General features: G+C 55.3%; 16 protein-coding genes. 6 read left to right on the top strand and 10 right to left on the bottom strand.

Annotated elements, in window-relative coordinates; genetic code table 11:
• Positions 1–25: 25 nt before the first annotated feature.
• Together HZZ01_RS04665 and HZZ01_RS04660 are read right to left on the bottom strand one after the other, a co-directional pair.
• Positions 26–802 (bottom strand): transporter substrate-binding domain-containing protein, encoded by a 777-nt coding sequence (locus HZZ01_RS04665; protein ID WP_179895700.1) that lies wholly within the window; start codon positions 800–802, stop codon positions 26–28.
• A 57-nt stretch (positions 803–859) separates the two neighbouring features.
• Entirely contained in the window at positions 860–2,026 is a 1,167-nt protein-coding gene (locus tag HZZ01_RS04660; protein WP_179895699.1) for a methionine aminotransferase, read from the bottom strand.
• 125 nt (positions 2,027–2,151) lie between these two features.
• On the opposite strand from HZZ01_RS04660, the gene HZZ01_RS04655 reads away from it, so the two are divergent.
• Entirely contained in the window at positions 2,152–3,033 is an 882-nt protein-coding gene (locus HZZ01_RS04655) for a LysR substrate-binding domain-containing protein (protein WP_179895698.1), read from the top strand.
• Here HZZ01_RS04655 and HZZ01_RS04650 read toward each other — a convergent pair.
• The 4 genes from HZZ01_RS04650 to HZZ01_RS04635 all read right to left on the bottom strand — a co-directional run bounded on the left by HZZ01_RS04650 (position 2,991) and on the right by HZZ01_RS04635 (position 9,549).
• On the bottom strand, positions 2,991–4,661 hold the full coding sequence (locus HZZ01_RS04650) for a methyl-accepting chemotaxis protein (protein WP_179895697.1): 1,671 nt from the start codon (positions 4,659–4,661) through the stop codon (positions 2,991–2,993). The genes HZZ01_RS04655 and HZZ01_RS04650 overlap by 43 nt on opposite strands.
• Before the next feature lie 217 nt (positions 4,662–4,878).
• Positions 4,879–6,399: a carboxylesterase/lipase family protein gene (locus HZZ01_RS04645; RefSeq protein WP_179895696.1), complete on the bottom strand. Its 1,521-nt coding sequence runs from the start codon at positions 6,397–6,399 to the stop codon at positions 4,879–4,881.
• A 404-nt stretch (positions 6,400–6,803) separates the two neighbouring features.
• Positions 6,804–8,147 carry a VOC family protein gene (locus HZZ01_RS04640; RefSeq protein WP_179895695.1) on the bottom strand — a complete coding sequence of 448 codons (1,344 nt, stop codon included), beginning with the start codon at positions 8,145–8,147 and terminating at the stop codon, positions 6,804–6,806.
• Positions 8,148–8,214: 67 nt separating this feature from the next.
• On the bottom strand, positions 8,215–9,549 hold the full coding sequence (locus HZZ01_RS04635) for an aromatic acid/H+ symport family MFS transporter (protein WP_179895694.1): 1,335 nt from the start codon (positions 9,547–9,549) through the stop codon (positions 8,215–8,217).
• A gap of 320 nt (positions 9,550–9,869) precedes the next feature.
• Here HZZ01_RS04635 and HZZ01_RS04630 point away from each other — a divergent pair, with 320 nt between their 5' ends.
• Positions 9,870–10,790: a LysR substrate-binding domain-containing protein gene (locus tag HZZ01_RS04630; RefSeq protein ID WP_150010199.1), complete on the top strand. Its 921-nt coding sequence runs from the start codon at positions 9,870–9,872 to the stop codon at positions 10,788–10,790.
• On the opposite strand, the gene smrA is transcribed toward HZZ01_RS04630, so the two are convergent.
• A complete protein-coding gene (smrA, locus tag HZZ01_RS04625) occupies positions 10,787–11,353 on the bottom strand; it encodes a DNA endonuclease SmrA (protein WP_179895693.1) in 567 nt (188 codons plus the stop codon). The genes HZZ01_RS04630 and smrA overlap by 4 nt on opposite strands.
• 317 nt (positions 11,354–11,670) lie before the next feature.
• Here smrA and HZZ01_RS04620 point away from each other — a divergent pair, with 317 nt between their 5' ends.
• Both HZZ01_RS04620 and uspE read left to right on the top strand, forming a co-directional pair.
• A complete protein-coding gene (locus HZZ01_RS04620) occupies positions 11,671–12,423 on the top strand; it encodes an FNR family transcription factor (RefSeq protein ID WP_010244686.1) in 753 nt (250 codons plus the stop codon).
• A gap of 117 nt (positions 12,424–12,540) precedes the next feature.
• Complete coding sequence (uspE, locus tag HZZ01_RS04615; RefSeq protein ID WP_179895692.1) at positions 12,541–13,497, top strand: universal stress protein UspE; 957 nt, start codon at positions 12,541–12,543, stop codon at positions 13,495–13,497.
• Between the two features lie 46 nt (positions 13,498–13,543).
• On the opposite strand, the gene pntB is transcribed toward uspE, so the two are convergent.
• Entirely contained in the window at positions 13,544–14,932 is a 1,389-nt protein-coding gene (gene pntB, locus HZZ01_RS04610; protein WP_179895691.1) for a Re/Si-specific NAD(P)(+) transhydrogenase subunit beta, read from the bottom strand.
• A 3-nt stretch (positions 14,933–14,935) separates the two neighbouring features.
• On the bottom strand, positions 14,936–16,468 hold the full coding sequence (gene pntA / locus HZZ01_RS04605; protein WP_179895690.1) for a Re/Si-specific NAD(P)(+) transhydrogenase subunit alpha: 1,533 nt from the start codon (positions 16,466–16,468) through the stop codon (positions 14,936–14,938).
• A gap of 539 nt (positions 16,469–17,007) precedes the next feature.
• On the opposite strand from pntA, the gene ydgH reads away from it, so the two are divergent.
• Together ydgH and HZZ01_RS04595 are read left to right on the top strand one after the other, a co-directional pair.
• Entirely contained in the window at positions 17,008–17,961 is a 954-nt protein-coding gene (ydgH, locus tag HZZ01_RS04600) for a DUF1471 family protein YdgH (protein WP_179895689.1), read from the top strand.
• A gap of 205 nt (positions 17,962–18,166) precedes the next feature.
• Entirely contained in the window at positions 18,167–19,558 is a 1,392-nt protein-coding gene (locus tag HZZ01_RS04595) for a basic amino acid/polyamine antiporter (protein ID WP_179895688.1), read from the top strand.
• A gap of 19 nt (positions 19,559–19,577) precedes the next feature.
• Here the strand turns inward: HZZ01_RS04595 and HZZ01_RS04590 are convergent, their stop codons facing one another.
• On the bottom strand, positions 19,578–19,991 hold the full coding sequence (locus HZZ01_RS04590) for a hypothetical protein (protein WP_179895687.1): 414 nt from the start codon (positions 19,989–19,991) through the stop codon (positions 19,578–19,580).
• Between the last annotated feature and the right edge of the window lie 8 nt (positions 19,992–19,999).

Here is a 19,999-nt window from a genome sequence, read left to right as displayed (position 1 = left end):
GGGCGCAGGACGCGCCCGCTTGCGATTATGGCTTCGCGCTGACATCAATACCCGGGAAGTATTTTTCAGCCAGCTTTTGAAGGGTGCCATCGCCCTGCACTTTGGCGATCGCCGCATCCAGTGACTGCTTCAGCTGCGCGTCATCTTTACGCAGGCCATAACCGATGCCCGAGCCAAGAATCGCGTCATCTTCGACAGGCTTGCCGACAAAGCCAAAGCCTTTGCCCTGTGGCTTATCGAGGAAACCCGACTGACCGGCAGCGGACATCACCAGCGTACCATCAAGGCGTCCCGCGACCATGTCGTTGTAAACCTGGTTCTGATCCTGATACGACGTGACCGTGACGCCCTGCGTCTCCCAATGTTTCTTCGCGTAGGTTTCCTGAATGGAACCCTGCAAGACCCCAATGTTTTTACCTTTCAGACTGTCGGCGGTCGGTGCCAGATTTTCACCGTTTTTCGCCACCAGCATGGTCGGAATACGGTAGATCGGCTGAGTAAACGCGATGCTTTTGGCGCGCGCTTTGGTGATGTTCATCGCCGAGTTAATGGCGTCGAATTTCTTCGCCTGCAGTGCCGGGATCAGCGCATCAAAACTGCTCTCGACCCAGTGGCAGCTGAAGTTGCCTGCCTTGCAGATGGCGTTGCCCAGCTCAATATCAAAACCTTCCAGCTCACCCTTTGCATTGCGGCTTTCAAACGGCGGATATTGTGACTCAACACCGTAACGTAAATCCTGTGCCAGTGCCTGTAACGATGTCATCATGCCCAGAGCGAGAAAAAGCGCGTTCAGTTTCTTCATTATTTACCCCGAAAATTCCTGGTTACCTGTTCCCGGTGCATCACGCGGAGGCGTGATTCAGTGAGAAAAAGCACATAGCGCAGCCGCGCCAGCCTTTAGTGTCGCCTCGTCTTTCGCAAAAGAGAGACGAATCAGTTTGTTGTCTGTGCCATCCATATAAAACGCCGACAGCGGTATGGTTGCCACACCGTGATCGACGATAAGACGTTTTACCATTTCACTGTCTGGTTCGTCACTGAAATGTCCATAGCTGGCGAGCATAAAGAAAGAACCGGCGCACGGCAGCAACCGGAACGGGGAGTCCTGCATCAGGGCGATCAGCCGATCACGCTTCTGCTGATAGAAAGCGTTGAGCGACAGATAGTTTTCCGGCGTCTGCAGATAGTGAGCAAATCCAACCTGCATCGGCGTATCGGCGGCGTACATCATAAACTGATGTACTTTCACCAGTTCGGTCATCAGCTCTGCCGGAGCCAGGCAGTAGCCTACCCGCCAGCCGGTGACGTGGAAGGTTTTGCCAAACGATGAGACGATGACGCTGCGCGCCGCCAGCTCCGGATGGGTCGCCATTCCACAGTGCGGACGACCATCAAACAGAATATGCTCATAAACCTCATCGGAGAGCACCACGATGTTGGTATTGCGAATCAATGCAGCCAGCTGATTCAGGTCCTCGGGAGTCAGTACCTGTGCGCTGGGGTTGTGTGGCGTATTAATGATGATCATGCGGGTGCGCGGCGTGATCGCGGCCCGCAACTGAGCCCAGTCGATGGCAAACGATGGCACCTGCAACTTCAGGCCTATTGGCGTTCCGCCCTGCAGTCGTACCACCGGCGCGTAACTATCAAATGCCGGTTCAAAGAAGATCACCTCATCGCCCTGATGCACCAGCGCAGTAATCGCCATATAGAGCCCCTGGCTGGCGCTGCCGGTGATAAGCACTTCACTGGCAGCATCATATCTCTGCCCATAGAGCGCCTGCACTTTGCTGGCGAGCGCCTCGCGCAAGGCGGGCAGGCCCATCATGGCGGCATATTGATTATGCCCTTCCTGCATCGCACGGCTGACTGAGTCGACCAGCACCGGATCACAGGGGAAATTTGGCGCGCCCTGCGACAGGTTAATCGCCTGATGCTGCGCCGAGAGCTGGCCAATCACGCTAAAAATAGTCGTGCCGACGTCCGGCAATTTTGAGTGGAAAGCGACAGGCGTTTTCAGGGACATATTTTCTCCGTCAGGGGGATAACCGGTCAGATGTGGTAAATAACTATTGAACGGGCTGAGACTTGAGTCGGCAAGCGAAATGTCATCATAATAGCCATGATAAAAATGCATAGCTGAGGTTCACCGTGTCGCGATTATCGCTGCCGCTTAATGCCATTCACGCCTTTCTGGTCACCGCCCGTCATCTCAATCTGACCCATGCTGCCCGCGAATTGTGCCTGACGCAGGGCGCTGTCAGTCGCAGGATTGCCGCGCTGGAGCAGTGGCTGGGCGTAATGCTATTTGACCGCCACGCACGCGGCCTGCGCCTGACGCCACAGGGCGCCGCGCTGCTGCCTGAATTCAGTCAGGGTTTTGAAATGATGGTTCAGGCCAGCGAAAAGGTTCGCCGCAGTCAGGCCAGCATTCGCCTCAAAGCGCCAACCTGTGCAATGCGCTGGCTGGTGCCCCGGCTGATGGCACTTGAACAACAGCGGCCGGAACTGCATGTGGCCCTGACGACAACGCTGGATCATGCTGCGCAGCTTGAGAATTTTGATGCGGCGATTGTCTATGGAAAGCCGCATCCTGAGGGGATCTGCCTGTTCAGTGAGTCGCTGACGCCGGTAATGGCGGCTGAGCAGCCCTGCCCGGACTCGCTGGCTGCGCTGACCGCAATGACCTTTTTGCATCCCACAGCGGATATGCGTGACTGGCAGTGCTGGCTGCAGGCGCAGCAGGTGACGCTGAGCATGAAACGGAATCAACATTTTGCCACGATGGACCTGGCGATCAGTGCAGCCATTCAGGGGTTTGGCGTGGCGATTGCCGACAGCAATCTGGTGGAGAGCGATGTTGCCAGCGGCAGGCTGATTAAGCCGTTCGCTGGCGAGGTTAAAACCGGTGCCGTTTATAGTTTACTGCAACGGCCAGCAAAGGATGCGCCACCGCTCCTGGCGGAACTGGTGGCATGGCTTAGCAGGGATCAGAAAGTCACCCAGTCACCACTGTCAGAAGGTTTGGCCTGAGGCGCACTCAGCACAGGGGCTTTTGGCGCGGCAGGTTTGTTGCTGTTGCTGATAGCCGGTGCGCTCTTGTGGTCGCTGGAGAGGCGGAACTTCGATACAGAGGCTTGTAACGCTTCCGTCTGCAGTGCCAGCGCGCTCGCGGCGGCGGAGACCTCTTCAACCAGTGAGGCGTTCTGCTGTGTCACGCTGTCCATTTCAGTGACGGCTGTTCCCACCTGGGAAATGCCTTTGCTCTGCTCTTCCGAGGCTGACGCGATCTGCTTCATGATCGCATCGACATCCTGTACCGACTTCAGAATATTATTCATGGTGCCGCCGGTGGTGCTCACCAGTTCGGCGCCTTTACCTACACGCTGAACCGACTCTTCAATCAGCGTCGCAATCTCTTTGGCCGCATTGGCACTGCGCTGCGCCAGGCTACGCACTTCAGATGCCACGACTGCAAAGCCCCGGCCCTGTTCACCGGCACGTGCCGCTTCGACGGCGGCATTCAGCGCCAGGATATTGGTCTGGAAGGCGATGCCGTTAATCACGTTAGTGATCTCTGCAATCTTCTTCGAGCTGCCGGAAATGCCATCCATGGTGGTGACCACTTCACTGACCAGCTGGCCGCCACGTTGTGCCGTGGTGGTCGCGGTTTCTGCCAGCAGACTCGCCTGACGGGCGTTGTCGGCGTTGAATTTCACCGTCGCCGTCAGTTGCTCCATGCTGGCTGCAGTCTGCTCCAGCGCAGCGGCCTGCTCTTCGGTACGTGAAGAGAGGTCATTGTTCCCGGCAGAGATTTCTGCCGCACCGCGCGAGATATTCTCTGTGCCGCTGCGAATAGCGCTGACCGCTTCACGCAGACTGTCCTGCATGGCGCTCAGCAACGGGACCAGTTTACCGACGCAGTTGCGACCGAAATCGGATACCGGCTGGCTGAGGTCGCCCGTGGCGATGACCGCAAAGTGGTTGCGAATGCTCTCCAGCGGACGAACCAGCATCGCCACCAGATAACGGTCAGTAAACAGCAGAATAAACAGGCCAATAATCACCGTGATGGTGATAATCGTCTTGGTCATCGCAGTAAGGTGATCCACCTCAACACGCGTGGCATCCAGCTTTTGAGCTGCCCCCTGGCTGAATTTCTCTGCGCTGACGCCAAAGGCGCGGCTGAGAGGCGGTGTAACGTTGTTCGCCTGCTGACGATAGGCATCAGGTGAAGCCTGACGGGCCAGCTGCAGTTGTGGCGTCACTCCCTCATCCAGCAACTTTTGCCAGGTCTGAATCACGCCATCCACCACTTCCGGGGTCATAGCACCGGGGGCCAGCTGTTTAAAGCGCGCCAGTTGCTGGGTCATACCATCCAGCGCCTGCTGCACCGGGGCATAAGACTCATCGGTCAGCGCTTTGCCTGCCGCTTTGACTTCCATCAAGCGGGATAAGCGCGTAACGACACGAAAATATTGATCGTTCCCTTTGCTCAGCACTGTCATTTGCTCAACCAGATGACGGTCAACATCGTTGCCTTCGCTGAGCGCGCCAAGAGAGTGGATGCTATATAGCCCGACGCCGCTCCACAGTAAGCAAAACAGTCCCAGAATCGTGAGCATTACTGCACGAATGGTAAAATTTTTGAGCATTCCCATACCAAAATCCTATACACGTTGACCCGAAGCGTCGGGCATAGGAGGTATATCGGCATGTGATAGTGAAAATGTAACGGTTTTGTTACCTATTAATTTACAGCGTTAAATAGGATTATTTAGAATAAAAATAACTAAATTCATAAAGTTAAAATTAAATAAGTAGATTTATTCCATTCGTGAAACTTAATGGTTAGCAGCCTAATCTTCAGGGCCATTTTTAAAGCCTGACCATTCGCGTCATTAACAGCCGGAAAAGCCGCATACGGGCCCGCATAAAGTTTCGTTTCAAAACCAGCCCGCTCTCGCGATCCGAGCCGAGTGACATCGTCACGTCATTACCGGGGTGCCAGGTTGGCCAGACCACCTCGCCCTCCAGCTGATGCTTATATTCTGTGGCATCCCGGGCAAAGGTAAACCAGTACTTGCTGACCCGCTCGGCAAATTCCCGATCGGCCTCACTGAATGGCCGCGCTTCATTAGGATCGGGCATCAGGCTCAGCGTATTCAGAACATAGGGTACTTCGTTGCCGTGCCAGGTACCGTGCGGATAGAGATCGCGCGCATGCTCAGAGACATAATCAAACCAGTAGCGCCAGCCGGGCATTCCGGCATTGTGCTGCGCCCGCATCACCAGCCACGGCACCAGACTAAAGGCCATGTCGCGCGCCACAGCACGTCCAAGCCGCTGATCGTCATGGATGTCATACATCCATTTAAGCGTCCGGTAAGTAAGACGATTTTTCGCCCGCAGCTGATGCAACACGGCGGTAGCGTCCACGCCAAAATATTCCAGCACGCTGGCTTCATCGCTGTTGCTGCCCGCCATCAGCGGCAGACGGTGCTGTTTGCCAGCCATAAAGGTTTTCAGCATCGGCTCGGGCAGGACGGCATCACCGGCGATCGGAACTGGCGGGATTGCCAGCGCCCCTTCCAGCGACCAGAAGGCATCGGCAGGCAGTGCGCGTAACGCATCGGCGCTGGCATCGGGTGGCAGGCCCAAATGGCGGGCCACTGCCACGCCCTGCTGACGCGCTTTTTTCAGTGGCGTGTCAGGCAGACTATAGGCGCTCTGCACGATCCCTTTATGAAACAACCCTTCGGCCAGCGGTGAACAGCAGAGCGACAGAACGCTCCGTGCGCCAGAGGATTCTCCGAAAAGTGTCACATTACGGCGATCGCCGCCAAAAGCAGGAATGTTGCGCTGCACCCATTGCAGTGCGGCAATCTGATCGAGCAAACCAAAGTTATTCACCGTACCCGCAGCTGGATACTCATTATCCAGGGCCGGATGAGCGAAAAAACCGAGATGGCCGAGCCGGTAGTTGAGCGTAACCACCACCGCGCCGAGTGATGCCAGCGGCTTGCCACTGTAAGGTACCAGCCCGCCCGCGCCGATGGTGTAGCCGCCACCGTGCAGCCAGACCATCACCGGCAGTGGCGTTGACGGCTCAACATCGGGTGTCCAGACATTCAGGTAGAGGCAATCTTCACTGAACTCACCGGGATCGCCGCCGCCCACCGCCTGGCAATAGGTCCGATTTTGCCAGCCAGAGGCCCCAAACGCGGTGGCGTCGCGCACCTGATGCCAGGGCGTGACAGGCTGAGGCGGACGCCAGCGCAATGCGCCAACCGGTGCCGCGGCATAAGGTATACCTTTGAATACGAAAAGGTCATCGTCCATGCATCCACGCAACTCACCCTCAGCAGTCATGATCCTCAGACCTGTTTCGTTTTTCATTCCTGTTTCCCTGTTCAAACGTTCCTCCATTATTTGCAGGCCTGCCAGCATTGTCCAGGTATGGGAGGGATTTGCAGAATATGCCGAAGAGTGAGAGGAAGGCGTAAACAGGCTCATCAACAGGTTGAGAGCGTCATCTGAGAAGATGCTTTAACGTCGTTTATCACTCATGAAAGGGGTGATAGACGGCCAGCACACGTGAGAGCGTCGTTCGGCTATCATCATGGGTGCTTCTGCTGCACTTATTCAGTCAGTAGCCTAACAGATCAAGATACTCACGCGCGTAAACCTGCGCTAACGGGTTAAGCGTTGGGGTTTCAGGTGACGATGACCAAACAGTCGTGGCTGTTCTGCTTCAGTACCATCAATGTTGCGGACAACCGGGGTGTTGCCCGCAAATACACTCAGGCCGTTCGGATGCCGCACTGAGCCAGCGATCGCTGCTGGCGTTCTTCATACAGCGCCATCTCATCCAGCACAGCGGCGCCCAGCGCGGCTTCAAACGCCTGCCGGCTTGACTGGCCTGCCGAGCGGACCTGCACCCGATCGCCGAGGTTGGACTGAAAAATGCCCGCCGCGCTGACGGGCAGGAAATCTTCATAGATGATGGGATCTGCCAGCACACGCCCCTCGTTGAGGAGCGTCTCCAGCGATTCCCCCTGAGCAGGCGGCGTCGCGATGCCTTTTTCACTCAGGCGATAATGGAACCAGGCCAGTCCCTGCTGGCGCAGCGTGGTCTCGTCGTCAGGAAAATCACGGAAAATCGCCGCCAGATGTTGCTGGTGCTGCTGATTATCCTGGCCGCTGCCCGCCTCACTGAGCAGCCGATCGTAGAGCGCACGCCCTGCGGGCGTCAGCGCCACACCACGCTGCTCGATTTCACCGAAGCGTGCTGTATGTGTTCCCTGATGACCATCCTTAAAGATGATCGGCTCTTCCAGTGCTTTGAAGCTGGTCTGACGCAGCAGAATGGGCACCTGACGACGTGGCGGTCCCTCGATCAGGGTTTTCGGATCGATACCACGGGATGGCATCAGTTGCTGGACACGGTCGATATCCAGCGTGCGCGGCGTGAGATGGTTGATGTGACAGCCGGGAAAGCAGACCACATCTGCAATCAGTCGATGCTGCTGGTTCAGCGCCTGATAGGTCTGACTGTCGACGCTGCTGTGGGCATGCCAGCGGAAAGTTTCCAGGGCTTCTATAACAAATTCAGTGGCCTGATCGTCGGTTAATCCGCCCTGCTGCTGATGCTGTTCCAGTAGCTCCCGGCAACGGGGTGTGAAAATGTCGCGTGCAGCAAGAATCTCCGCTGCTTTTTCGCGCAGCGCCTCATCGTCGATCAGTTCAGGGCGTAACAGCGAGGTAAAAACCCGGAAGGGATTGCGCCGCAGCGCCGCATCGCTGACCGGCCGGAACGCCGTAGAATGTACCGGCACCCCGGCCTGAGAGAGATCGTAATAGCCCACGGGATGCATGCCCATTACCGCAAATAGCTGCCGCAGTGTGGCTAATTCCTCTGCCGTGCCCACACGGATCGCACCATGACGTTCCAGGTTAAGTCGGCCGATTTCATCGGCGGCCGTGAGGCGATCTTTCAGCGCGATATCCGCTTCCAGCGCGCGGTCGTTGACGGTCGCTACCAGCTGCATCAGCGTGCCATATTGCGGCACTTCCTGCTGATACATGACTGACATCGCCTGGGAGAAACGGGTGCGGATGAGATCCGCGCTGAGAAAGTTGTCCATCTTATCCACCTGGTACCATGAGCGTTGCTGCTAATGTAATGCAACGCGCTGGAGTCAGCGGAAAAAATCACGAATCTGTGATCGGCTTAAAGCCGTAGCGGTTTTTTAACAGCAGCATCAGGGTGGTGATCACAGCCGGTATCGCCAGCAGCAGAAAGATGAAACTGAAAGACCAGCCGAGCGACAGCATCTCCGCACCCACAAAGGCGCTTAAAATAGCGCCGATACGGCCCACACCATGCATCCAGCTGGAGCCGGTGGCACGGGCGTGAGTCGGATAATAGCTCGCAGATAATGCATTCATGCCAGTATTAGCACCGTTAAAACAGAAGCCACTACAGAAGGCGATGGTGCTCATCATGCCCACTTCCGCAGGCGAAAAGCCGAGTGCGACTATAAACAGTCCGCCGCAGCCGTAGATCGCCGCGAGCGCCAGGTTAGCGTTAAAGCGGTCCATCATCCAGCCTGCAAACAGCGATCCCAGCGTCCCGCCAGCCTGATACATCGCAGTGATAATCGCCGCTTCGGTGACCGACATGCCCAGGGTATTCACCAGCGACGGCAGCCAGCTGCCTATCAGGTAGACCATGAACAACCCCATAAAATAGCCGCCCCACAGCATGGCGCTGCCAAACAGATAGCGGCGTGACAGGACGGTGCCTATCGCGCTGCCTGCAGGCGCCGTTGCCTCCGGCGCGTAGAACGCACAGCCGGGATGGGTTTTGCCCGGCATCATCCTGTCGAGGATAGCGTGAATGCGCTCAGACGGTGCACCACGGCTGATGAGGAATCGCACCGATTCCGGCAGGCCGCGAATCAAAAATGGCAGCAGCAGCAGCGGCAGAATGCCACCAAGCAGTAGCACGGAGTGCCAGTTATAACGCGGTATCAGCCAGGAGGCGGCAAAGCCCCCGCAGGCGGCCCCGAAAGTGAAGCCACAGAAGACAACCGTGATGAGAAAGCCCCGGCGCCGCTCAGGCGAATATTCCGCCACCAGCGTGCCGACGTTGGGCATCGCCGCACCCAGTCCCACTCCGGTAAGGAAGCGGAACAGCATCATCTGTTCGATGTTCTGCGACAGCGCCGTTGCCAGGGTCCAGAGACCGAAAAAGAAGACGCTGAGAATAATCATCATACGACGACCATAGCGGTCAGCCAGCGGCCCCGCTACCATCGCACCCAGCGCGAGTCCGATTAAGGCGGCGCTGATGACAACCCCGAGCTGATGGTTGGTTACGCTCCATGCGGCTTTCAGCGTCGGTGCAATAAACCCCATGATCGCAATGTCCATGCCATCGAGAGCCACCACAATGAAACAGAGGGCAATAAGCCGCTTTTGCCAGTGGCTCAGCGCCTGCTGGTTGATAAGCTGGCGGACATCTACCGCCTCGACACTGGTCAATGAACACTCCCTGAATAACGGAATCTGGCATCAGTTTAAGTAAAAAAAACGGCGTTTATGATAGCCGATCGTTAATGTTAAACGGTCAGAATTTTAGTTGATAGTGAGAATTATTCAGCTTTAAGCTGGTAAGTTGTTGATTCAGAGCCGTCCAGAGAGTAAGCACTTCACGGCCATTTTCTGCTGACTGCTTGTATATCAGTGAGTTATTTAATAAAACGCGCATTCGACGCTGTTTGTTAAAATAAATTTGCAGCAAAGTTAACAGAATTCATTTTAAACAGTTGCCTGAAGGCGGTCATTCTCATTAAGTTTAGGGTATGGAAAAAAATATCCTTTTCAATCAGCGCATTCGCTTGCGCCATTTACATACCTTTGTTGCGGTCGCGCAGCAAGGCACTCTGGGCCGGGCGGCTGAGACGCTTAACCTGAGCCAGCCTGCCCTGTCTAAAACTCTGAATGAACTGGAAGAGTTAACGGGCGTCCGTCTGTTTGAACGTGGCCGGCTGGGCGCGCAGCTGACAACGATGGGGGAGCAGTTTCTGACCCACGCGGTGCGGGTGCTCGACGCGCTGAACCATGCCGGACAGAGTTTTAATGAGCAGCCGGGCGATGCGCCAGTCATTATCCGGCTGGGGGCATTAACCACGGCCGCGATGGGGATGCTGCCTCGCATCCTCGATCGTTTTCATCAATTGCAGCCCAATACCACTATTCAGGTGGCCACGCTGCATAACAATGTACTGCTGGCGGGATTACGCGGCGGGGAGTTTGACATTGGCATTGGCCGGATGGCAGACAGCGACATGATGACCGGGCTAACCTATGAACTGCTGTTTCTTGAGTCGCTGAAGCTTGTGGTCAGGCCAGAACATCCATTACTTAGTGACAACGTCACTCTTTCACGTGCCATGCAGTGGCCGGTTGTCATTTCCCCCGAGGGAACCGCGCCGCGCCGCATTGCGCAGCAGATGCTGGATGAACAGGGCTGCACCCTGCCCCCGCACTGCATTGAGACTTCCTCAACTTCCCTGGCGCGCCAGCTGGCGCTGCGCTACGACTATATCTGGTTCGTTCCCTCCGGGGCGATTAAAGAAGACCTCAGCCACAACGCGGTCTGTGCACTGCCAATCAACTCGTCCGGGCCGGGCGAGCCAGTGGGCATCATTACCCGCACCGGCGCAGAACTGAGTCTGAGTGCCGAAGTGTTAATGTCCACCATTCGTAAGTTTCATAGCTAGCGGCTGCGTTTCGCATGCCGCTCGCGGTTTTCAAGGCGCGCTTTGTCAGTTTTACGCAATCCCACATACAGTGCCCCGCCTCCGCCATGGCGGGTCTGAGCGACGCAAAAAGTCTGTACGTCATCAAACTGCTGTAACCAGCGTGCCAGATAGCTGCGTACAATGTTGGCATGGGATTCGTTATCACGGCCTTTGCCGTGAATAATCAGCAGATTTCGCAAGCCCTGTTTGTGTGCCTGCATCATAAAGCTGAACAGTGCCTGACGGCAGGTTTCCACCGGTTGCCGCAACAGATTCAGGCTGGCATCCAGCTTGTATTCACCCCGACGCAGTTTATCCAGAATCCCCTGCTGGATGCCGTCAGCTTTGTATTCCAGCGGCGTATTAAGCGGCACAATCTCCAGATAACCCCGCGTCAGGAAGTTCTCCTGCTCAGATTCGCCCGGTGGTTTGCGAGGCGCTTTGGTCGACGGCGCTTTCAGCCACAGGGTCGTGGTGGTGTCTTTTAACGGCGTGACATCGCCCATGGCATCCCGAAAGAGATCATTATCATCAAGGTTCATGGTTTTCTCACACCTGGTTAAATTGATCGAGTGGGCAATTCAGGCTTTAACAGTTAGCGTAGCAAATGCTGCAACCCCCGGACCACCCCCACTTTTTCGAACGTAACGGGCAGTGCAGAATCGTTTAGCAAATCATATAAGCGGAAACTTATCGTGACAGTATGGTGTTCCGGCGTTCTGAGAAGCCCGTCACATCAGCGTTTGACGTTGTGTGCTTCACCCATAATGTTTGTGGGTGTAAAACTGCTCGGATGAGTTCCCTTAAGCACAAATAATGTTAAAATTGACCCCAGTCAATAATCGTCGAGCAAACCATTATGATCCCTGAAAAACGCAGCATTCGTCGTATTCAGTCGGGCGGTTGTGCCATTCACTGCCAGGATTGCAGCATCAGTCAACTCTGCATCCCCTTCACGTTAAATGAACATGAGCTGGATCAGCTCGACAATATCATTGAGCGTAAAAAACCCATTCAGAAAGGGCAAACCCTTTTCAAAGCGGGAGATGAACTTAAGTCTCTGTATGCGATTCGCTCCGGCACCATTAAAAGCTACACTATTACCGAACAGGGTGATGAGCAAATCACCGGTTTCCATCTGGCGGGCGATTTAGTCGGCTTTGATGCCATCATGGGCTCCAGCCACCCCAGCTTTGCGCAGGCGCTGGAAACAGCCATGGTCTGTGAGATCCCGTTCGAAACACTGGATGACCTGTCGGGTAAAATGCCGGCCCTGCGTCAGCAGATGATGCGTCTGATGAGCGGTGAAATTAAAGGCGACCAGGATATGATCCTGTTGCTGTCGAAGAAAAATGCAGAAGAGCGCCTGGCGGCGTTTATCTGGAACCTGTCCCGTCGTTTCGGCCAGCGCGGTTTTTCACAGCGTGAATTTCGCCTCACCATGACGCGAGGCGACATTGGTAATTATCTGGGCCTGACGGTTGAAACCATCAGCCGCCTGCTGGGTCGTTTCCAGAAGTCCGGCATGCTGGCGGTGAAAGGCAAATACATCACCATTGAAAACCACGCCCTGCTGGAAGAGCTAGCGGGTCAGAGCCATCAGGCCGCCTGATTTGCAGCCGGATCAATAAATCTTATTTTGTTGATCCGGCAGTAACTTTTTCACTTCTTCCGCTGTTCAACATAGGCTATCTTAATTCCAGTCGCTCTGGTTTAAGGAGAACGCCTCATGTCCCAGTACCAAAATATTCTGGTCGCCATTGATGCCCAGCAAGACGATCAGCCCGCGCTGCGACGTGCGGTCTATCTGAATCAACGCCTTGGCGGAAGAATCAAAGCCTTCCTGCCTATCTATGACTTCTCATATGAAATGACCACCCTGCTTTCGCCGGATGAGCGCGCGTCTATGCGCCAGGGCGTCATCAGCCAGCGTACCGAATGGATCCGCGAGCAGGCCCGCGCTTATCTTGATGCCGGTGTCGAAATCGATATCAAGGTCATCTGGCACAACCGTCCTTTTGAGGCCATTATTCAGGAAGTGCTTGCCCACCAGCATGACCTGGTGCTCAAGATGGCGCATCAGCATGATCGCCTGGAGTCCGTGATTTTTACCCCGACCGACTGGCATCTGCTGCGTAAATGCCCGTGCCCGGTCTGGATGGTCAAAGATCAGCCCTGGCCGGAAGGGGGTAAAGCGATTGTCGCGGTCAATCTTGCCAGTGAAGAACCACATCACGATGGCCTGAATCAGAAACTGATTCGCGAAACGGTGAAGCTGGCGGAAAAAGTCAATCAGACCGAAGTGCATCTGGTCGGTGCCTACCCGATCACCCCTATCAATATTGCTATCGAGCTGCCCGATTTTGATCCCAGCGTTTATAACGACGCCATCCGGGGTCAGCATCTGGTGGCAATGAAAGCCCTGCGCCAGAAATTCTCAATTGGTGAAGAGTTTACCCATGTGGCTAAAGGCCTGCCGGAAGAGGTCATTCCCGATCTGGCGGTGCATCTCGGTGCCGGTGTGGTAGTGCTGGGCACCATCGGGCGCACCGGCCTGTCGGCGGCGTTCCTGGGCAATACGGCGGAACAGGTGATTGACCATCTGCGTTGCGATCTGCTGGCACTTAAGCCTGACGATTTCAAATCGCCGATTGATCTGGATGATGAAGAGGATGAGGAGGAGTAATCCTCCTCTGAAAGAAGACGGGCGGCTGATTGGCCGCCCTTTTTTATTACAGCGCTTTGAGAATCGCTTCCACGCTGGCTTTGGCATCGCCAAACAGCATCTGGCTATTCTCTTTGAAGAACAGCGGATTCTGCACCCCGGCATAGCCGGTATTCATTGAGCGTTTAAAGACCACGACGTTGTGCGCTTTCCAGACTTCCAGCACCGGCATGCCCGCAATCGGACTGCGGGGATCATCCTGCGCCGCCGGGTTGACCGTGTCGTTAGCGCCAATGACCAGCACCGTGTCGGTGTCACTGAAATCGTCGTTGATTTCGTCCATCTCCAGCACCACGTCATAAGGCACTTTGGCCTCGGCCAGCAGCACGTTCATGTGACCCGGCAAACGCCCCGCTACCGGATGGATGCCGAAACGCACGTTGATGCCGAGGGCGCGCAACCGGGCAGTCATCTCCGCAACCGGATACTGCGCCTGGGCCACTGCCATGCCGTAGCCTGGAGTGATAATTACCGAGCTGGAAGCTTTAAGCATCTCAGCAGTCTCTTCAGCCGTGATCTCACGATGCTCGCCCGCTTCCTGCGTTTCATCACCACTGCTGACGTCAGTACCAAATCCACCCGCTATCACGCTGATAAACGAACGGTTCATCGCTTTACACATAATGTAGGAGAGAATCGCACCGGAGGAACCGACCAGCGCACCGGTCACAATCAACAGATCGTTGCTGAGCATGAAACCGGCAGCCGCAGCAGCCCAGCCAGAGTAGGAGTTCAGCATAGACACCACGACCGGCATATCGGCACCGCCAATCGACGCGACCAGATGCCAGCCAAACGCCAGCGCAATCACCGTCATCAGCAGCAGTGCAAAGACCTGTGCAGCGGTGCTGCTGGTATTTACAAACCAAAGCAACAGCAGGAACGAGACCACCAGTGCCAGCAGATTCAGCTTGTGACGATGCGGTAACGCCAGCGGTTTTGAGGAGATCTTGCCGCACAGTTTGCCAAAGGCCACCAGCGAACCGGTGAAGGTGACAGCACCGATAAAGATACCGATAAACACTTCGCTGAGATGGATATTCTCCATCACCGCTGGCAGGCCAGGCGCATGATCGATATAGCTGTTGATGCCTACCAGTACCGCGGCAAGACCGACAAAGCTGTGCAGAATTGCCACCAGCTCCGGCATTTCGGTCATTTCGACTTTCTTCGCCAGACGAATACCGATAGCACCGCCAATCACCATCGCCAGCAGAATCCAGACCACGTTACCGCTGTCCGGGCCAAAGATGGTGGCGACCAGCGCAATCGCCATGCCGCTGATACCGAAAATATTACCCCGCTTAGAAGTCTCGTGACGCGAGAGACCGGCAAGGCTACAGATAAACAGAATCGCAGCCACAATATAGGCTGCAGTGACTAATCCGCCAGACATGTGTTACCCCTTACGAAACATTTTCAGCATGCGCTGGGTGACGGTAAAGCCACCAAAGATATTGATGCTGGCAATCAGCACGGCAATAAAGGAGATAAAGGTGACCCAGCCACCGTGACCCATCTGCAACACCGCACCGATGACGATGATGCCGGATATGGCATTGGTCACAGACATCAGCGGCGTATGCAGCGCATGACTGACGTTCCATACCACGTAATAACCCACCACGCAGGCGAGCGCGAACACGGTAAAGTGGGAGAGGAAATCGGCGGGTGCCACGTTGGCCAGGCAGCCAAACAGTACGATAGCTAGGGCGATCAGCAAAGTGTTGCGCCACGGAGAAACGGGCTTCGCTTCAATTTTTTCTGCTGGCTTCGCGGCTGTCGGTGCAGCTTTTGGCGTTGCCGAAACCTGAATCGGCGGAGCCGGCCAGGTGACTTCACCCTCGCGCACCACGGTGACGCCCCGCACCACCACATCCTCAAAATCGACCTGGATTTCGCCATTTTTCTCTTTACACAGCAGTTTGATCAGGTTGACCAGGTTAGTGCCATAAAGCTGGGAAGATTGCGTCGCCAGACGGCTCGGCAGATCGGTGTAGCCAATGATTTTGACGCCGTTAGGTGTGACGGTGACCTGATCTGCGACGGTCAGTGCACAGTTACCGCCGGTCTGCGCCGCCAGATCAACAATTACGCTGCCCGGCTTCATGCTGGCGACCATCTCTTCGGTGATCAGTTTCGGAGCGGGTTTACCTGGGATCAGCGCCGTAGTGACAATGATGTCCACCTCTTTAGCCTGACTGGCAAACAGCGCCATCTCCGCTTTAATGAATGCCTCGGACATGACTTTGGCATAGCCATCACCGCTGCCCGCATCCTCTTCGAAGTCGAGTTCGAGGAATTCGGCACCCATACTCTGCACCTGTTCTTTGACTTCAGGACGGGTATCAAATGCCCGGACAATTGCACCCAGACTGCCTGCTGCGCCAATCGCTGCCAGCCCGGCAACACCAGCCCCAATCACCATCACTTTTGCCGGTGGCACTTTACCGGCGGCCGTAATCTGGCCGGTAAAGAAGCGTCCAAATTCATGCGCTGCCTCAACAATGGCGCGATAACCGGCAATGTTAGCCATGGAGCTCAGGGCATCCAGCGACTGCGCCCGTGAAATACGCGGCACCGAGTCCATTGCCATGACCGTGACCTGACGTGCAGCCAGCGTTGAAAGCAGGTCGGGATTCTGTGCGGGCCAGATAAAACTGACCAGCGTGCTGCCCGCTCGGGTCAGCGCAATTTCTTCGTCATCCGGTGCATTCACCTTCAGCACAATATCGGACTGCCAGACCTGCTCTCTGTTGCTGAGTGTGGCACCGGCAGCGATATAGCTTTCATCGTCGAAGCTGGCGCGTTTACCTGCGTCATGCTCAAGGGTGACGCTGAAACCCAGCTTGATGAGTTGTTCCACGGTCTTTGGCGTGGCGGCCACGCGTGACTCGTTTGGCAACCTTTCCTTGGGTATTCCAATTAACATAGTGTTTCCTTTCATCGGTGAAAGATGATGGCCCGAATCTGCATTGCCACACCGCAACTGAAACGCTGTTTCAGCTGCTTATAGTTGAAATGCAGGTATTTCAAAGTGTTTATAACCTACTTAAAATGTGACAAGCGATCTATAGCGGTTGCACAGAGTGATGACATTCACCCAATTATTCAGCGTTCTGCTAAAAAACCTGCGTTATCACACTGCAAAACACCATAGCAGGCAGATATTCTGCCGGGGATAATGATGTATGGGCGAATTAACCATCAATAAAAACCTTTAATTAACAATAATTTAACTGTTTAACTGCTAATAGTTATCGCTTTTAGTGGTAACCATGACCAAAACGGGCCGTAACGGCGTTTGATGACAAACAAATGAAAAAATCATGGTTGAATAACGCGATCTGACACAAAAAATCGCTGCGACAGTCTGTTTATATCATGCAATAATCAGCGGCTAATCTGTTATACATCAAGAGTCCAGCACGTTTTCGTACTCATTTTTGCGTAAGGCGAAGGATTATTTTTATGAAGCTGAAGAACACTATTCTGGCGTCCACCTTGTTGTCCCTGCTGGCAGCCAACGCATTCGCTGCGCAGGAGTTAACGCCAGAAAAAGCGGCCGCGTTGAAGCCATTCGAACGTATTAATATCACCGGCCGTTTCAACGCCATCGGCGACGCTGCCGATGCAGTCTCTAAGCGTGCAGATCAGATGGGCGCTGCCTCTTATTACATCCAGGCGATCAACGACAGTAACGGTAACAGCGGTAACTGGCGCGTGACGGCTGACCTCTATAAAGCCGATGCCCCGGCAGCCTCCGAGTCAACGACGTATCGTCGCTTTAATGGCATCAACGAACTGCCAAAAGCAGAAGCGTACAGACTCGAACCGTTCGATACCGTTTCGGTCAGCGGTTTCTTTGCCAGCCAGCCGGACGTAAACGACGCGATTTCAAAAGCCGCAAAACAGAAAGGCGCGGCCTCCTTCTTTATCGTTCGCCAGATCGATGCTAATAGCGGCGGCAACCAGTACGTCACTGCCTATGTCTATAAAGCGGATGCTAAAGAACGCGCCGTGCAGACACCCAATGCCATTCCAGCCGATTCAGAAGCGGGCAAAGCTGCACTGGCAACCGGTGGCGCGGCGGCAGCCAGCGTAGAGATTCCAGGCGTAGCCTCATCTGAAACCCCAAGCAACAAAGTGGGCCGTTTCTTCGAAACACAAAGCTCTACCGGTAAGCGTTACACGGTAAATCTGCCTAACGGTAAATCGGTGCAGGAAGTCAACGCGATTACGGCCGCGCAGATGCAGCCGTTTGATACCGTGACCTTCACCGGCCACTTCGGTACGCCTACTGAGATTTCAGAAGAAGTGGCGAAGCGTGCGGCTGATAAAGGTGCGAAGTTCTATCATGTCACCCGTCAGTGGCAGAACCAGAGCGGCGGTAACCTGACCGTGACTGCTGACCTGTTTAAGTAATCCCCCACAGGGCGGCGTCCGCCGCCCTGCTGTTTGCATAATTGCTGCGCTGTTTTGCATAGTCACGCATTGCGATCCCCTGCCACACTCCGTAAAATCCACCGCCTGTTTTACCGGATATTGTCCCTGAATTGTGCCCCTGGGCTGACATAACCCAGCGATAACTCCGGTTTACCCAGCCATGTATGCTAGCGGGAAGGTTGTTTTGGAGAAAAAATTAGGTCTCGGCGCACTGACGGCGCTGGTACTCAGCTCGATGCTGGGCGCAGGCGTGTTCAGTCTGCCACAAAACATGGCCGCAGTGGCCGGTCCGGCAGCACTGCTGTTGGGCTGGCTGATTACTGGCGTCGGCATTATCTTTCTGTCGCTGGCCATGCTGCTACTGACCCGCCTTAAACCCGACCTGGATGGCGGTATCTTTACCTACGCCCGCGCCGGGTTCGGCGAACTGATGGGCTTCTGTTCCGCCTGGGGCTACTGGCTGTGCGCCGTAATCGCCAACGTCTCTTATCTGGTGATTGTCTTCTCTGCCCTGAGCTTTTTCACCGATACGCCAGATCGCATTATCTTTGGTGATGGCAATACCTGGCAGGCGATGCTGGGTGCATCCGTGCTGCTGTGGCTGGTTCACTGGCTGGTGCTGCGTGGCGTGCAGACCGCCGCCAGCATCAATCTGATGGCGACGCTGGGCAAGCTGGTGCCGCTGCTGCTGTTTATTGTGCTGGCGGTGATGGCGTTTAACTATGATCGCTTTCGCTTCGATTTTTCCGGGGTCACGCTGGGACAACCGCTCTGGGAGCAGATCAAGCAGACCATGCTGATTACTCTGTGGGTCTTTATCGGGGTGGAAGGTGCGGTCGTCGTTTCTGCTCGCGCGCGCCAGAAAAAGGATGTGGGCCGCGCCACACTCTTCGCCGTGCTGGCTGCGCTGCTGGTCTATCTGCTGGTGACACTGCTTTCGCTGGGCGTGGTGCCGCGCGCTGAACTGGCCGGGATGCGTAACCCGTCCATGGCGGGATTGATGACCCGACTGATGGGCAACTGGGGCGATGCGGTGATCGCGGTGGGCCTGATTATCTCGGTCTGTGGTGCCTATCTGAGCTGGACGATTATGGCCGCTGAAGTGCCGCTGATTGCCGCGCAACAGGGTGCGTTTCCGCGCAGTATTGCCCGGCAGAACCGCCATAACGCCCCAGCAGCCTCGCTGTGGCTGACCAACGGCAGTATTCAGCTCTGCCTGATTCTGATTGCTCTGACCGGTGCTAACTACAATAACCTGCTGACCATTGCATCGGAGATGATTCTGGTGCCCTATCTGCTGGTGGGGTTATATCTGATCAAAGTGGTGCACGGACAGCATAAGCCGCTCGCGATGGCGGTTGGCGTGGGTGCCAGCGTCTATGGCATCTGGCTGCTCTACGCCTCGGGCCCCCTGCATCTGATGATGTCAGTGGTGCTCTATACACCGGGCCTGCTGCTGTTTCTGTTTGCCCGACGCGGCGGCCGCGCAGATGTTTCGCTGACTTCGCTGGAGAGGATTGCGATGGGATTGCTGATTGCCGCGACGCTGCCCGCAGTGTGGCAGCTGACAACGTAAAACCTGATGGTAGCGGCTCTTAGTGTGAAAGTGCCGGAATAGAGACACACAGCAGGTCATCCTGCTGTGTGAGATTCAGCGGCTTCGAATATTCATGATGGATCGCGTCCAGCTGCTCCGCTGACAGCGGATAAGGGAGCTGGATATCGAAGCGGCTGATCTGCTGCTGTTCCGCAAGAGTAATCAGGCGCGCAATGTTAATTTCGTCGCTAACCTGAGTAGAAATGATTTGTAATGCTAATTCTTTTAACGGGTCGTCACTGCCCTGTAAACGGTGTGCTGATTTACGTGTCACCATGCCAAAGATCGGCATTACACCATAAATAGCATCGACGAAGCTCCAGCGTTTTTTGCAGGAAGCGGAAAGAAAGTCACTGTAATTGAAGCAGATGCGGTCGGGGTATATGGCTGATGCCAGCTCTTTATCAGACACACTAACGC

Source organism: Pantoea sp. WMus005, assembly GCF_013415305.1.
Classification (GTDB): Bacteria; Pseudomonadota; Gammaproteobacteria; order Enterobacterales; family Enterobacteriaceae; genus Pantoea; species Pantoea rara.
This window is presented reverse-complemented; position numbering and strand designations above follow the sequence as displayed.